Genomic DNA, 12,593 nt, shown 5'->3' with positions numbered 1-12,593 from the left:
GCTGGCGCTCGAATGCGCTCACTCGATCTGAATATGGATGTGGTCGTCGTGGCGGGCAGCCCGGCAACCCTGGAAGCGGACATGGGCGTCGGTGATGCCGACTGCGTTCTTCAGATGCGGTTCGATGAAGATCTTCTGCAGGCCAAAGCGCGCGATCCCTTCTGTCGTCAGCCAGGCGACCGCCGCCGCCGCGCGCTGCTCATCGATCCGGTAGGCCGGGAATAACGGCTGCAGCGCATCGAAATTCCAGCGGGTGGTGAGCCAGTCATGGCGACCCGCGCAAGGCAGTTCGTCACCCGGGCCAGGCTGCTCGAAAGCGAAATAACCGATCGGTGAGCGGGTGTCGCCGTTCAGGAAGGCACCGCCGGCATCCTTATAATAATAAGCGAGATCAAGCTTCTTGCCGTCGGCATGCGAGAGATGCGGCAGCAGCGGGAAACCGTTAACGAAGGCGAAGTTCGCATCCAGCGCGACGGTGACGGTACCGGGGAATTGCGCGTCCATATGGGCGGCGAGCGCCTCTGCGAGATCGCGAAGCTTGGGCGTGACGTAGTTGCGGTTCAGCGCGCAGTAGATCGGCGAGCGGACCACGAGCCTGTCTTCGGCGCTTGTCAGGCAGGAGAGCGGAACGCGGCCGAATGCCGGTGCGGCAAATTGTGTGGCGACGGTCGCGGCGGCGTAGCACAAAAGGAAGAGCGTGAGCTTTGCGGGAAATCGCCTGAGGCCGAAGGCGTGCGCAGCGGCAAGGGCGATGAGATAGACGATGCCACCGATCTGAGTGAGCAGCGTCAGGATGAGAGCGGCGAGGGCGTGGAGGATGAAGCGGAGCACCGGGCGGCCTTGCGGAAGGGAGGTTGCATTGCCTTAGGTGAGGGAGTGGGGATGTGCAAGATGGGTTGTGCGTGAGGGCGGTGGGTTGTTCCATATCTGCCCTTCGCTTTGTGTAGCAAGGCCAAGGCAGTGAAGGATGTGCCGTGTGGCCCCCTCATCTGCCTGCCGGCATCTTCTCCCCGCTGGGGAGAAGAGAGGCAAGCCGCACGGCGTCGTTCCCACAGTTGAGGTAGCAATGGGAGGGCGAGCGACGGTAGGATCGAGTGCCTGAGCGCAAGTGAAGTGCAGACTTCGCTGTGAAGCGCCTGCTCAGGCTCCCGATATCAAACCCGCATCGACAGCTCGATGTCCTCTTCGAACGGGACGGAGAGATAGCCAGCGGCGGCTGAGCGAACGCGGGCGAGATATTCGGGGCTGACGTCGGCATTGTCGGCGACGATGAGGGCGCCGGGTCTCAGGCGGTCTTCAACCAGCTCCAGGACATCACGATAGAGCCCCTTGGCGCCGTCGAGAAACAGGAGGTCAATCGTATCAGGAAGATCGGTGCCAAGGGTGTGGAGGGCATCTCCCTCACGAATTTCGATAAGGTCGATGAGGCCTCCAGCCGTCAAGTTTTCGCGCGCCCGATTGAGCTTCGACGGCTCGAACTCGCTGGTGATCAGCCGGCCGCCGCCATTGTCGCGCAGTGCTGCAGCAAGGTGGAGGGTCGAGATGCCGAAGGATGTGCCGAACTCAATGATCGTTTGAGCACGGCAGCTGCGCGCCAGCATGTAGAGCAGCGTGCCGGCCTCGCGCGAGACAGGAAGCCAGAGATCCTTCAGTCGCCCGTAAAGGTCGAGATATTCCGTCTTGCTGCTGATCAGGCGCATTCTCTCGTCGCTGGAAAGCTCGGATATGGCGGGGCTCGTCGCCGCGGCGGCTTCTTCGAACAGGCGGAGGAGGAGAGGCGCGAGCGGCGCGGTGGTCAGTGTCGTCATTGGAGGGCTCCTTGGAATGATGAGGTTCTTGCGCTGCCTCAAAAATACGAATAATCCCTCGCATTTTCTAATCGCATTGCGGAGCACTGCTATGAGCGACCGGCCAAGTACGCGGATTTCTTCACGAAAGCAGCCGAAGCAGGCCCGCTCGACGGAGCTCGTGGGGGCGATCCTCGATGCTGCTGCTCAGGTTTTGGCACGGGAGGGAGCCCATCGCTTCACCACGGCGAGGGTAGCGGAGAGGGCGGGCGTCAGTATCGGTTCGCTCTACCAATATTTCCCCAACAAGGCGGCAATCCTCTTCCGGCTGCAGAGCGACGAATGGCGGCAGACGAACGACATGCTCGCCGACATTCTTGCCGATGCACAAAGACCGCCGTTCGAACGGCTGCGCAGCCTTGTTCACGCCTTTCTTCGCTCCGAGTGTGAGGAAGCGGCGATGCGAGTGGCGCTTCACGACGCCGCGCCGTTCTATCGGGATGCGCCGGAGGCGCAGGCGGCGAGGGCGTCGGGAGACCGCATCATCGGGCTGTTCATGCAGGAGGTGCTGCCATCGGTCCCGGAGGCAAGCCGGGCGCTTGCCGGTGACCTGATCGTCACGACGCTCGCCACGGTGGGGAAGCAGTTCTCTGAGGCTCCCCGAAGCTTGGGCGAGATCGAAACCTACGCCGAAGCCATGGCCGAGATGTTCGCAGCCTACCTTGAAAAGCTCGAATCCGGCCGGGACACGGTGAATTCCTAACAAAGGACCTCAACACGGCAAATGAGTGGCTTTTTGCGAACCGGCCACGGATTATCGCAACCTTGTCACGGCGCCGGGGGCAGCCCTGATGGACCGATTTCTGTTTCCTACTGGTGGTCCAACTGCTTCGACAATTCGGCAAAAAGCCGGTTTTGGGCGATGTCCAGCTGAACGAGATCGACGGCAACGGTGACGGCGCGGCGTCCTTCGATGCTGTCGATGTCGAGCTTTTTCTCGCAGCACCATTGCCGAACGGCATCGGTGACGATGGTTATCTGGCTGTCGTCGAGTGAAATAAGCGACAAGAGCATCTTCGTACCCTCTATGAAGCGGCAAGAGCACGATGGTCTCTCAAGCGGTCGTGCCGGTATCCTATGGGCCGATGATGCGTACTCTACGCTCATTCTGCAGCAATGCCACAGCTACTTGGACACGCTTAATTGACGACAGGTCGAGAACAAGACTGCTGAGCGTCATGGTCCGCTGACACAGTCCGGATGTCGCAGATGGCGAATGCCGACATAAGCGATGTCGAGCGGGAAAAGCTTCTGAAAACCCCAGCGTCGCCTTTCCGGGCTAATCCGTAAGACTTCTGCTCGGCCAGGCTCCGATTGATCCGCCCGGACGAGCGTCTGCTATAATCGCGGCGATTCCCGGTCGCATGGCCCGGCCGAACTTTGTGAGGCGTCAGATGACTGACGTTCAGGAACGGCTCCTTGAGAGCAAGATGACCGAGATCCGGCAGGCCCGGTCCTGGAGCCCGGGGGGCATCGCCAAATTCGAAAACCTGATCCGCAGCGGTGACGATCTGTCCCTCTACCGCATCAACCCGCTGGCTTTCGCGCACGACGGCGCCATTTCGGAGGCGGAAAGCATCGATCTCTTTCTCCATGCAACGCGCAGCGGTTTGTTCGAGATGCGCTGGGACGTCGTGTGTCCCCAATCCGGAATGGTGCTCGACAGTTTCGGCGCCTTGAGGACGCTGAAGACGCACTATGTCTGCGGCCTGTGCGACGTCTCCGGCGAAACCGATCTCGACGATTTCATCGAGGTCACCTTCACAGTGTCGCCGCAGCTGCGCCGGCTGTCTTTTCATGATCCCGGCTCGCTCTCGATCGAGGATTTTCACTGGAAGGCACGGTTTCTCAGCGATGCGCGACTGCCCGGTCAGCAGGTCCGCTTTCTCGACGTCCTGAAAGGGCTGGTGCGCGGCCTTTCCTTCCTGGCACCGGGTTCGGTCACGACGATCAGGGCTGAACTCGGCCCAGGTGCGCTCGCCGGCATCAATGTCGAGACCCAGGCGAGCTTTGCGCTGCCGGTGGCAGGCGAGCCCGCTACGGCGCCGGCACTCCTCAGGATCGGGTATGACGGTCGGCATTTTTGCCCTTCGTCATCAGCCGTTCGGCCCGGCCCGGTCATCCTCGAAGTCGAGAACTCGGCTGCCGTGCGTGGCTCGCTGCTTCTCATCAACTGGCCGCCCGAGATTCTGGCGCAGGCCATCAAGCCCGTTCTCGATTTCGATCCTTACATGTCGGGCGGAATGCTGCTTGCGCGCCAGACATTTCGGCGGCTGTTCCGCTCCGAATGCGTTGATGAAAGGGAGGGCCTCGGCATTCGCCAGGTGACGCTTCTGTTCACCGATCTCAAGGGGTCGACCGCGATGTACCAGCGGCTCGGCGATCTCAATGCCTATGCACTGGTGCGTGAACACTTCGCCTTGCTCGGCGCCACTGTACAGGAGCATTCGGGCGCAATCGTCAAGACGATCGGCGACGCGGTGATGGCTGCCTTCTCCCGCCCGAGCGACGCCGTCTCGGCTGCTCTGCACATGCTCGAGGAAATCGAACGCTTCAACGGGGAGCATGGCGACCCCAGCATTATTCTGAAGATCGGCGCCCATTGCGGTCCGTCGATCGCCGTGACCTTGAACGACAACCTCGATTATTTCGGGCAGACCGTCAATGTCGCGGCACGGGTGCAATCATTGGCCGAGGCCGGCGAGATCTGTCTATCCGAAGCCCTGTTTTCGGCGCCTGACGTCAGCCGGCTGCTCTCCGGCCACAGGCTAGTCGCCTTCGAGGCTCCGCTTCGGGGCGTGGAGGGGATGGCATGCGTCTACCGGGTGATGCCGGGATAATCTCACGTCCTTGATTTACACATGTCTTCATCCCGCGCCGCGGCACGTTCTTGGGAACTTGCATTCCACCATTTGCAACGGGCAACGCTGCCCAAAAGGAGGAGAATACAATGTTGAAACGCACAGCTGCAGCCATCGTTGTCGCCGCCGCATCCGCACTGCCTGTCCTTGCACAGGATGCGATGATGAAATGCGACGAGGCGTCGATGATGAAAATGCAGTCCGACATGGACGCCATGACCGATCCGGCCATGAAGGAAAAGAAGGAAATGGCGTCCAAGGAAATGATGATGGCTAAGGATTCCATGACGGCCAACAAGATGGACGACTGCAAGATGCACATGCAGAACGCGATGAAAAGCATGGGCAAAATGTGACGCTGCTGAAGCCGGGCGAGATGGCCTTGGACAGCCGCCTCGTCCAGCGGGATGAATGTGTTTCCGGCGCCGCTCACGCCGGAGAGATCGCCGGACTGAACCGGCGGCTCGGTTATTTCGCCAGCACGAGATGCGTGGTTTTTTCGCTGGCGACATGCTCGGTGACGCGGAAGCCCAGCGCGGGAAGGTCGATGCCTGCAAACATCGCTTCGCCCTTGCCGAGCACGACGGGCGAAACGGCGAAATGCAGCTCGTCGATCAGACCCGCCTGCAGATATTGGCGGACGGTCGCCACTCCGCCGCCGATCTTCACATCCTTATCGCCGGCCGCCGCCTTCGCCTGGTCGAGCGCCTGATGAATGCCGCCGGTGACGAAGTGGAAGGTGGTGCCGCCCTCCATGACGAGCGGTTCGCGTGGATAATGGGTGAGGATATAGGTCGGCGCGTGGTAAGGCGGGTTCGGACCCCACCAGCCTTTCCAGGCATCGTCGGGCCATTCGCCGCGGATCGGGCCGAACATGTTGCGCCCGAGAATGAAGGCGCCGAAATTGGCCATGGCGCGGGACGCATAATCCTCGTCGATGCCTGTGGAACCGTCGTCCTTACCCATCATCGCGCGGAAGGTGCGCGTGTGGAAGAACCACTGAAACATTTCCGGCGCGCGCTTTCCGAGCGGATCATTCAAGCTTTGCTCCGGCCCGGCGCCGAAACCATCCACGGAAACGGAAAACCCTGCGACGCGCACCTTGGACATGCTTTCCTCCATCTGGTTGCTAATTGAAACTAGTTGTAATCTCGCACGAGTGATCCTATAATGCAACTGGTTTCCGAAGGAGATACTTCGTGGATATAGAATTGCGGTCCGGCTGTCCGATCAACCTGACGATGGAGGTGCTGGGCGACCGATGGAGTCTGATTATCATCCGCGACATCATGTTCGGCAACCGCCGGCATTTCCGCGATCTGCTCACTCATTCGGAGGAGGGGATCGCCTCCAATATCCTGGCGGCCCGGCTGAAGCGGCTGCTCTCGCTTGGCTTCATCAGCAAGCGTGACGATCCGAGCCATAGCCAGAAAGCAATCTACAGTCTGACGGAACCGGCAATCCAGCTCGTTCCCCTCTTCGCCATGATCGGCGCCTGGGGCAGGCGTCACCTGCCGGTGGGCGAGGATCTCAGCATTCGCGCCGAGTTGCTGGAAGAGGGCGGACAGCCGCTCTGGGACGAATTCATGGAGGATCTCCGGCAGATCCACATCGTCGATCCGATCGGCGGGGCGAACGGGACTGTTACCTCGCCGGTGCTGGCGCGGCTGACGGCGGCGTTTCTGGAGGTGCGGGGAAGAATGGCGGCGGCCGGGGCGTGATGTAAGAAAAGGATAATTGAAAGATCTACCGTGTGGCCCCCCATCCGACCCTCGGGCCGCCTTCTCCCCGCGGGGAGAAGGGGAATCGTGGCAGCGCCTCGCCCCTCCGACATTTCGGTTGAAAGGGGAGTCGTGCGGCTTGGTCCCTTCTCCCCAGCGGGGAGAAGATGCCGGCAGGCAGATGAGGGGGCCACACGGTGGGACGCTTTTTTCACTTTCTACGAAAAATATCCGGTCGTGCTCATTGGTCACCAGCGGATCTACCTCACGAACAATATAACCAGCGGCCCCGCCAGCAGGCTGGCGAGGATGAAGGCGGAGAGGAAGTAAGCCTCGAGGACACGGAGGATGGATTTGAAGCGGGTCATGCTGACGTCCTGAATTGTGATGCCCGATCCTCGGCGGCAACAATTGCGGCAGCATGACCGGCTGCCTTTCAAGTTCCGCAATGTTGCTGCAACCCTGCGGCCGAAACTTGGGCGCAAGGAATGGTGGGCGATGCGGATTCTGTTGATCGAGGACGAGAGGGAGCTGGCCGGGGCGCTGTCGGCGGCGCTCGGCAAGCATGGGATCGTGACGGATCACACAATGCATCTCGGCGATGCCGTCGAGCTGACGCGGCAGAACCACTATGATGCGATCCTGCTCGACCGGCGCCTGCCTGATGGCGAGGGGCTGCGGTTCATTCCGGAGCTCAGGCGAACGGGGAGGGATACGCCGATCATCGTGCTGACGGCGCTGAACGAGCCGAAGCAGCGGGTGGAAGGGCTCGATCTCGGTGCCGACGACTATCTCGGCAAGCCGTTTCTGGTCGAAGAGCTGATGGCGCGGCTCAGGGCCGTGCTGCGCCGGCAGCCGAACCTTTCCGAACTCAAGATCACGGCCGGGCGGATGGTGATCGATCCCTTACATCTCAGCGTTACCGTCGGCGATACGCCGCTCGATCTGCCCCGGCGCGAGCTTCTGGTGCTCGCCGCCCTCGCCAAGCGCAAGGAGAAGACCGTGCTGCGCTCGACGCTGGAGGCGGCGGTCTACAATTATGAGGAAGAAATCCAGTCGAATGCGCTCGATGCGCATATATCGCGGCTGCGAAAGCGGCTAACCGATGCCGGGGCCGAGGTTTCGATCCACAATATCCGCGGCGTCGGCTATCTCATGAGGGAAGAGTGATGGGAAGGGGGAGCAAGGCCAACCCTTCGCTCTGGTGGCGGCTCAGCTGGCAGCTCAGCCTCGTCTTCGCGGGCGTGGTGACGGCCGTCACCATCGGGCTCTGCTTCTATGGTGCGACGATCCTCTCGCCGAATGTCGCGCTGGAGGACCATATCACATCAGTGCTGGCGCCGGCCGTTTCACTCGATGCCGAAGGGCGACTCGAAGTCAAAGATACGCCGGAGCTCGACGCGCTGAAACGAGAATATGACGGGCTCTGGTATGTTGCAGCCACGACGAACGGCTCCTTCGTATCCTATGGGACAATTCCCGCAGCCTATAGCGAACTTGCGCGTCTGACCTATCTGTTCGAAGGGGCCGACATCAGAGGGGCGGCCGGCACGGACGAGATCGCCTCGGTCGAGAGCGCGGAGACCCCGGTCGGCGAACTCCGGGTGCTGTTCGGCGGCGTCGCCGACAAAGGCTGGCCGGTTCTTACCCTGATGGGCGCGGTTTATCCGATCTACGTGCCGCTGTTTGCCGTCGCCTTGCCCGCGGTTTTTCTGGCGGTTCCCAGGATCATCAGGCGCGGGCTTGCCAGCGTCAGCGAAGTTGCCCGCAAGGCATCGGAAATCGAACCGCGCCGCTACGATGCGCGCCTGCCGCTGGAAGGCATTCCGAGGGAGGTCGCGCCGCTGGTGATCGCCTTCAACGAGGCGCTCGACCGGTTGGAAAACGAGCACCGCAAGCGGCAGCACTTCCTGATCGATGCGGCGCATGAACTGAGGACGCCGATTGCCATCATGCAGACGCGGATCGATGGAACGGCCGAGGGGCAGGAGCGCCGGCGATTGCTCGACGACGTCGCGCGTCTGGCCGAGACGGCCGAACAGCTGCTCGATTTCGAACGCAACGACCAGGCGACCGATCTCCATGAGACCGTCGATCTGGTCGAAATCGCCCGGACCGTGGTGGCCGATCTTGCGCCGCTCGCGATCTGCGCCGGTTACCAGATCACGTTTCAGAGCGAGGTCGAAAGCTTGAAACGCAAGGGCAGTCCTTCGGCCCTGCCGCGGGCGGTGAGCAACCTCCTGCGCAACGCTATCGATCATGGCGGCGGCGGCGGCATGATCACTGTCTCTGTGTCGGCAGCCGGCGGCGGGCGGATCAGCGTCGCAGACGAGGGGCCGGGCATTGCGGCCGAGCACCGGGAGCTGGTGTTCGAGCCCTTCTACCGCGTCACCCCGAAAAGTAAGGGGGCAGGGCTCGGCCTCAGCCTCGTTAAGCAGATCGTCCTGAACCACGGCGGCGAGGTCCGCATCGAGCGCAGAGCTGCCGGGGCCGAGGTGGCGATCCAACTGGGATAAGTCGAATTGTTCCGGCAGTCTGCGTTGCCGCGAGTAATGTAATGCTGCGGCAATTCTTCGCCACCACTTTCGCCTGATATCAACGGCGACGGAGGCCAAGCGGAGTGCGCAGCAATCGATTTACTTCATTTCTTTCAAAACGGGTGTCGAGGGCCTTTTCGCTAGTCCTGCCGCTCGCGCTTGCCGTGGCTGCTGCCGGCTGCAGCTCGGTTCCGCTCAAGGAGGGCGGGACGCTGACGTCCTACTCTCATCTCGGGCCGGCCAAGGGCAAACTCTCGAAATCGCGCGTCTATGTCGATGGTCTCAGCCTCGCTCCGATAAAGACGGTCGCGATCGAACCGACGAGCTTCGCCTTCAGCGCCGCGACTCGCATCAAGTCGCCTGAAGACCGGGCGATGGTCTCCAATGCGCTCGACCGGGCACTCTGCATTTCCCTCAGCGACCGGTATCAGATGGTGGCGTCAGGCGAGCCCGCGGATCTGACGATCCGCTCCGTCGTCACCGACATCGTGCCAACCAACAAGACAATGGCAGGTGTTTCCACCGTCGTAACCGTCGGCACCGGCTTGGCGCTGCCGGTCGGCGTGCCGCGCCTGCCGGTCGGGCTCGGCGGGCTGGCTGTGGAGGCCGAGGCGGTCGACAAGTCGGGCGCGCAGCGCGCGGCGATGGTCTGGGCGCGGGGCGCGAATTCGCTGCAGAACAACCCGCGCGTTTCCGAGGTGGGCGATGCCTACACCCTTGCCGGGAAATTCAGCAGCGAATTTTCCCGTATGCTGATTGCAGGCAGGGAGCCGAAGGGATTGGACCTCCGGCTTCCCTCGCGCCAGCGGATGAAATCCTGGCTCGGGGGAAAACCGAAATACGTCGCCTGCGACGCCTTCGGCCGCGAACCTGGGCTGGTCGGGATGGTGGCCGCCAAATATGGCGCGCCGCCGCAATGGACCGAGAAGAAGCCGAAGCCGGCGACTGCCTTTTGATCGAGTGCTCAGCCCACCCCGAGCTGGGCTGATCGGACGGACGGAGAAGGGCGACGGCCTTGCTCCGTCCGTCTCTAGCGCTCGGATGTGTTATCAGGCAGCGGGTGCGGGATGTAGCCAGAAATAGAGTTTGGTTCGCTCGGGCCTGTCGGAAGGGTGCGGACCGCGCATGAAGAATTGCCCGCCGTTGCGCTCGATCACACGCCGCGAGGCGTCGTTGTCCTCGTCACAGAGAACGACGAGGCGGGTGAGGCCTTGTTTTGCCGCCACATCGAGCAGGAGGCCGAGCGCTGCGGTGGCGCGGCCGCTGCGCTGCTTCCACGGCACGACCGAATATCCGACATGGCCCGAGACTTCGGGCGGTAGCTGCTCTGTGCCCTGAAGAAAGCGGAGGTTGATGCTGCCGCAGAATTCACCATCCCAGATCCAGAAGAGAAGAACCGTCAGCGGCGACCCGGACACGGTGCGCTGCCTGTCGCCCGGACTAAGATCGTCGAGAAATTTCAATTTGTCCTGGCGCAGCCGCTGGAGTTCTCCGCCGATATAGGCCTGGTCGCCGGCACGGCGCGGGTCGGGAGACCAACCGGCCGCAAGCGCTGCTTCGAAGCTTGACAGATTTTCAACATCCGGCGCAAGCAGGGCCACGCAGCCGGAGGGCGTTGCGGTGTCTCCTGATGTCATAGGTCCCCTTGCAAATGCAGCCGCTCGGATGGTTCGATCCTCGCTAGACAAGCACGACTGAGAGCTGCTGGGAAGCGCTTACGCGACAGCAAAAAGCCCCGCATCTTCATGCGAGGCTGGCCGTGCGTTCGGCGATTCGGATTACCGGCACTGACGGCGCGGGCCGTAGTTCGGCTGATAGGTATTGTCCCAGGCGCGGTACGACCGATAGCGGGCGTAGCAATACTCGGCGTGCGAGCTGTATCCGCGCGAGCTGTAGGCGGCGCGAGGCTGCGAGGCGATGATGCCGCCGATGATGGCACCGGCCGCCAAGCCGCCGATAATGGCGCCGGTATTGTCGTGGTGACGCCGCCATCTGCGATCGTAGCGGCGGTCCCAGCCATAGCGGTCGTCCCGATAGTAGTCGCGATCGCGGTAGTAGTGGCGATCGCGGTAGTAGTGGCGCCTCGGGTACCACCTCCGACCATTATCGAACTGGCCCGGGCAGTTCGTGAAGTTGTTGCAGCCGACCGCGATGATCCGAGCATCGCTGCCGTCAGGCGTCGGCTGCACCGCCTGTTGTACCGGACTGGGCACGAAGGCTGGGCCTGCCGTAGCCGGCGTCCCGGAGAATGCCGTCGCTATTGATAGGGCAATGATGGCGAATCTGTTCATGTCACTCACCTTGAGTCACGGAAGTATGGAGGGATAACGCGGACCGAGAAAATAAGTTTCTCTTAGGGTCAGGACCCGACTATGTGCGCATTCGCTAACGCAATGGACTGCGCGGCCGAATCATTGCGATCGGATCGGCGGTTCTCCTGCGCTACACCTCTCTGAAAGCGCGCAAGGGACGCTATCGACGACCGGAATCTGGAGGAAGTTCAAATTGCAAGTAGATCTTAAACTGGTTCTTATGGAGCTGCTGCTTCAATGCCTGACATGTAACGCGTCACCTTAATGTCAGAAAGACGACCATGCAGCTCTCCAGAATCATCGGCCTTCTCTGTCTATCCACCAGCCTTGCGCTTGCGCCCCTCAACATCGTCTTTACCGATACATCGCCCGCCTTCGCAAAAGGTGGTGGCGGTGGCGGCAACGGCGGTGGCGGTGGTGGTCACGGGGGTGGCGGTGGTGATCACGGCGGTGGCGGGGGCGGCAACGGCGGTGGCAGTGGCGGCGGCAACGGCGGCGGCAGCCATAGCAGCGGCGGCGGAAAGGGAAGCTCCAGCTCAGGCGGGAAGACGGAGAACGGCCATGGCTCGAACAAGTCCAGCGGCAAGACAGGCCAGGCGAATACGACCAAGCAGAGCGTGACCACGAAGGGCGGCGCCAAGAAGACGACCTCCGTCAAGGCGCCCGCGGAAAAGTCGGCCAAGAAACCCGCAGCACAGCTTGCCGGTCTCAATTCCTTGAAACGCAATTTCCATGCCCTCATGAAGACGGCGGATCCGCGTATGGCTGCAATTGCGGCGTATGCTACCGCTTACGCTCAATATGAGCTGGCCAACGGGGTTGCCCCGCCGGCGGACGATCCTGTTCTCGGCGACGCCGCTCTGACGGCAGCACTGGCTTCGGCGACCAAGACGGGCACGCTCACCCCCGAAGCTTTGGCCTGGGCCAAGGACACGCTCGGCATCGGCACGGCTGTCGGCACGATCGACCAGATGAGAGACGCGTTGGCGGCTGCGGCGCCGGTCGCGGAAGAACCGGTGGCGGAGACCCCGACGACGGAGACTCCGGCAACCGAGACTCCGGCTGGCGAAACCGCCGAGGGCAGCGAGACGACAGATCCTAGCGCGACCGCGGAAACGCCGGAAGCCGAGACGGGCAGCACGGAAGAAGTATCGGGAACGACCGAGTCGGCGCCGGCTGTCGATTCAACAGAAACCTCGGCCACAGCAACGAGTCCCGAGGCGACCGGCCTCTAAACCACCGAAAGTGGCTGGCGTATCGGCTCGAAATCGGAATAGATTTTCGAGCCGATACATAATTAGATTCAGAGCGTTAG

At 62.0% G+C, this 12,593-nt stretch carries 14 protein-coding genes; 8 read left to right on the top strand and 6 right to left on the bottom strand.

Translation table 11 applies throughout. The annotated features are described in order from the left end of the window. Window positions 1-18: 18 nt before the first annotated feature. Together AMK02_RS13130 and AMK02_RS13125 are read right to left on the bottom strand one after the other, a co-directional pair. Complete coding sequence (locus AMK02_RS13130; protein WP_064803369.1) at window positions 19-831, bottom strand: hypothetical protein; 813 nt, start codon at window positions 829-831, stop codon at window positions 19-21. A 323-nt stretch (window positions 832-1,154) separates the two neighbouring features. Further along, the gene (locus AMK02_RS13125) at window positions 1,155-1,808 is read right to left on the bottom strand and encodes an O-methyltransferase (protein WP_064803367.1); all 654 of its coding nucleotides are present in this window, start codon (window positions 1,806-1,808) and stop codon (window positions 1,155-1,157) included. A 91-nt stretch (window positions 1,809-1,899) separates the two neighbouring features. On the opposite strand from AMK02_RS13125, the gene AMK02_RS13120 reads away from it, so the two are divergent. Next, window positions 1,900-2,550 (top strand): TetR family transcriptional regulator, encoded by a 651-nt coding sequence (locus AMK02_RS13120; RefSeq protein ID WP_064803365.1) that lies wholly within the window; start codon window positions 1,900-1,902, stop codon window positions 2,548-2,550. 107 nt (window positions 2,551-2,657) lie between these two features. Here the strand turns inward: AMK02_RS13120 and AMK02_RS13115 are convergent, their stop codons facing one another. Further along, complete coding sequence (locus AMK02_RS13115) at window positions 2,658-2,861, bottom strand: hypothetical protein (RefSeq protein WP_064803363.1); 204 nt, start codon at window positions 2,859-2,861, stop codon at window positions 2,658-2,660. Between the two features lie 380 nt (window positions 2,862-3,241). Here AMK02_RS13115 and AMK02_RS13110 point away from each other — a divergent pair, with 380 nt between their 5' ends. Further along, window positions 3,242-4,687 carry an adenylate/guanylate cyclase domain-containing protein gene (locus AMK02_RS13110; RefSeq protein WP_064803361.1) on the top strand — a complete coding sequence of 482 codons (1,446 nt, stop codon included), beginning with the start codon at window positions 3,242-3,244 and terminating at the stop codon, window positions 4,685-4,687. A 110-nt stretch (window positions 4,688-4,797) separates the two neighbouring features. Continuing rightward, a complete protein-coding gene (locus AMK02_RS13105) occupies window positions 4,798-5,064 on the top strand; it encodes a hypothetical protein (protein ID WP_064803359.1) in 267 nt (88 codons plus the stop codon). 112 nt (window positions 5,065-5,176) lie between these two features. Here AMK02_RS13105 and AMK02_RS13100 read toward each other — a convergent pair whose 3' ends face one another. Then, window positions 5,177-5,818 carry a dihydrofolate reductase family protein gene (locus AMK02_RS13100; RefSeq protein ID WP_064803357.1) on the bottom strand — a complete coding sequence of 214 codons (642 nt, stop codon included), beginning with the start codon at window positions 5,816-5,818 and terminating at the stop codon, window positions 5,177-5,179. An 89-nt stretch (window positions 5,819-5,907) separates the two neighbouring features. Between AMK02_RS13100 and AMK02_RS13095 the strand changes: the two genes are divergently transcribed. From AMK02_RS13095 to AMK02_RS13075, 4 genes are all read left to right on the top strand, one after another. Continuing rightward, the gene (locus AMK02_RS13095) at window positions 5,908-6,429 is read left to right on the top strand and encodes a winged helix-turn-helix transcriptional regulator (RefSeq protein ID WP_064803355.1); all 522 of its coding nucleotides are present in this window, start codon (window positions 5,908-5,910) and stop codon (window positions 6,427-6,429) included. A 498-nt stretch (window positions 6,430-6,927) separates the two neighbouring features. After that, complete coding sequence (locus AMK02_RS13085; RefSeq protein ID WP_020921608.1) at window positions 6,928-7,599, top strand: response regulator transcription factor; 672 nt, start codon at window positions 6,928-6,930, stop codon at window positions 7,597-7,599. Then, a complete protein-coding gene (locus AMK02_RS13080; protein WP_064803353.1) occupies window positions 7,599-8,945 on the top strand; it encodes a sensor histidine kinase in 1,347 nt (448 codons plus the stop codon). The genes AMK02_RS13085 and AMK02_RS13080 overlap by 1 nt, the downstream gene beginning before the upstream one ends. Window positions 8,946-9,049: 104 nt before the next feature. Further along, a complete protein-coding gene (locus AMK02_RS13075) occupies window positions 9,050-9,922 on the top strand; it encodes a DUF3313 domain-containing protein (RefSeq protein WP_064803352.1) in 873 nt (290 codons plus the stop codon). Window positions 9,923-10,015: 93 nt separating this feature from the next. On the opposite strand, the gene AMK02_RS13070 is transcribed toward AMK02_RS13075, so the two are convergent. Next, window positions 10,016-10,603: a GNAT family N-acetyltransferase gene (locus AMK02_RS13070; RefSeq protein WP_064803351.1), complete on the bottom strand. Its 588-nt coding sequence runs from the start codon at window positions 10,601-10,603 to the stop codon at window positions 10,016-10,018. Between the two features lie 141 nt (window positions 10,604-10,744). Next, window positions 10,745-11,257 (bottom strand): BA14K family protein, encoded by a 513-nt coding sequence (locus AMK02_RS13065; RefSeq protein ID WP_064803349.1) that lies wholly within the window; start codon window positions 11,255-11,257, stop codon window positions 10,745-10,747. 302 nt (window positions 11,258-11,559) lie between these two features. Here AMK02_RS13065 and AMK02_RS31730 point away from each other — a divergent pair, with 302 nt between their 5' ends. Then, window positions 11,560-12,513: a hypothetical protein gene (locus AMK02_RS31730; protein ID WP_064803347.1), complete on the top strand. Its 954-nt coding sequence runs from the start codon at window positions 11,560-11,562 to the stop codon at window positions 12,511-12,513. Window positions 12,514-12,593 lie beyond the last annotated feature (80 nt).

Source organism: Rhizobium sp. N731 (genome assembly GCF_001664145.1).
GTDB classification, from domain to species: domain Bacteria; phylum Pseudomonadota; class Alphaproteobacteria; order Rhizobiales; family Rhizobiaceae; genus Rhizobium; species Rhizobium esperanzae.
The sequence above is the reverse complement of the archived record's forward strand: the minus strand, read 5'-3'. Positions and strand labels throughout refer to the sequence as shown.

Coding starts and splice junctions, on each gene's coding strand:
- AMK02_RS13125 (WP_064803367.1), bottom strand. CDS start 1,808: ATGACGACACTGACCACCGCGCCGCTCGCGCCTCTCCTCCTCCGCCTG.
- AMK02_RS13120 (WP_064803365.1), top strand. CDS start 1,900: ATGAGCGACCGGCCAAGTACGCGGATTTCTTCACGAAAGCAGCCGAAG.
- AMK02_RS13115 (WP_064803363.1), bottom strand. CDS start 2,861: ATGCTCTTGTCGCTTATTTCACTCGACGACAGCCAGATAACCATCGTC.
- AMK02_RS13110 (WP_064803361.1), top strand. CDS start 3,242: ATGACTGACGTTCAGGAACGGCTCCTTGAGAGCAAGATGACCGAGATC.
- AMK02_RS13105 (WP_064803359.1), top strand. CDS start 4,798: ATGTTGAAACGCACAGCTGCAGCCATCGTTGTCGCCGCCGCATCCGCA.
- AMK02_RS13100 (WP_064803357.1), bottom strand. CDS start 5,818: ATGTCCAAGGTGCGCGTCGCAGGGTTTTCCGTTTCCGTGGATGGTTTC.
- AMK02_RS13085 (WP_020921608.1), top strand. CDS start 6,928: ATGCGGATTCTGTTGATCGAGGACGAGAGGGAGCTGGCCGGGGCGCTG.
- AMK02_RS13080 (WP_064803353.1), top strand. CDS start 7,599: ATGGGAAGGGGGAGCAAGGCCAACCCTTCGCTCTGGTGGCGGCTCAGC.
- AMK02_RS13070 (WP_064803351.1), bottom strand. CDS start 10,603: ATGACATCAGGAGACACCGCAACGCCCTCCGGCTGCGTGGCCCTGCTT.
- AMK02_RS13065 (WP_064803349.1), bottom strand. CDS start 11,257: ATGAACAGATTCGCCATCATTGCCCTATCAATAGCGACGGCATTCTCC.
- AMK02_RS31730 (WP_064803347.1), top strand. CDS start 11,560: ATGCAGCTCTCCAGAATCATCGGCCTTCTCTGTCTATCCACCAGCCTT.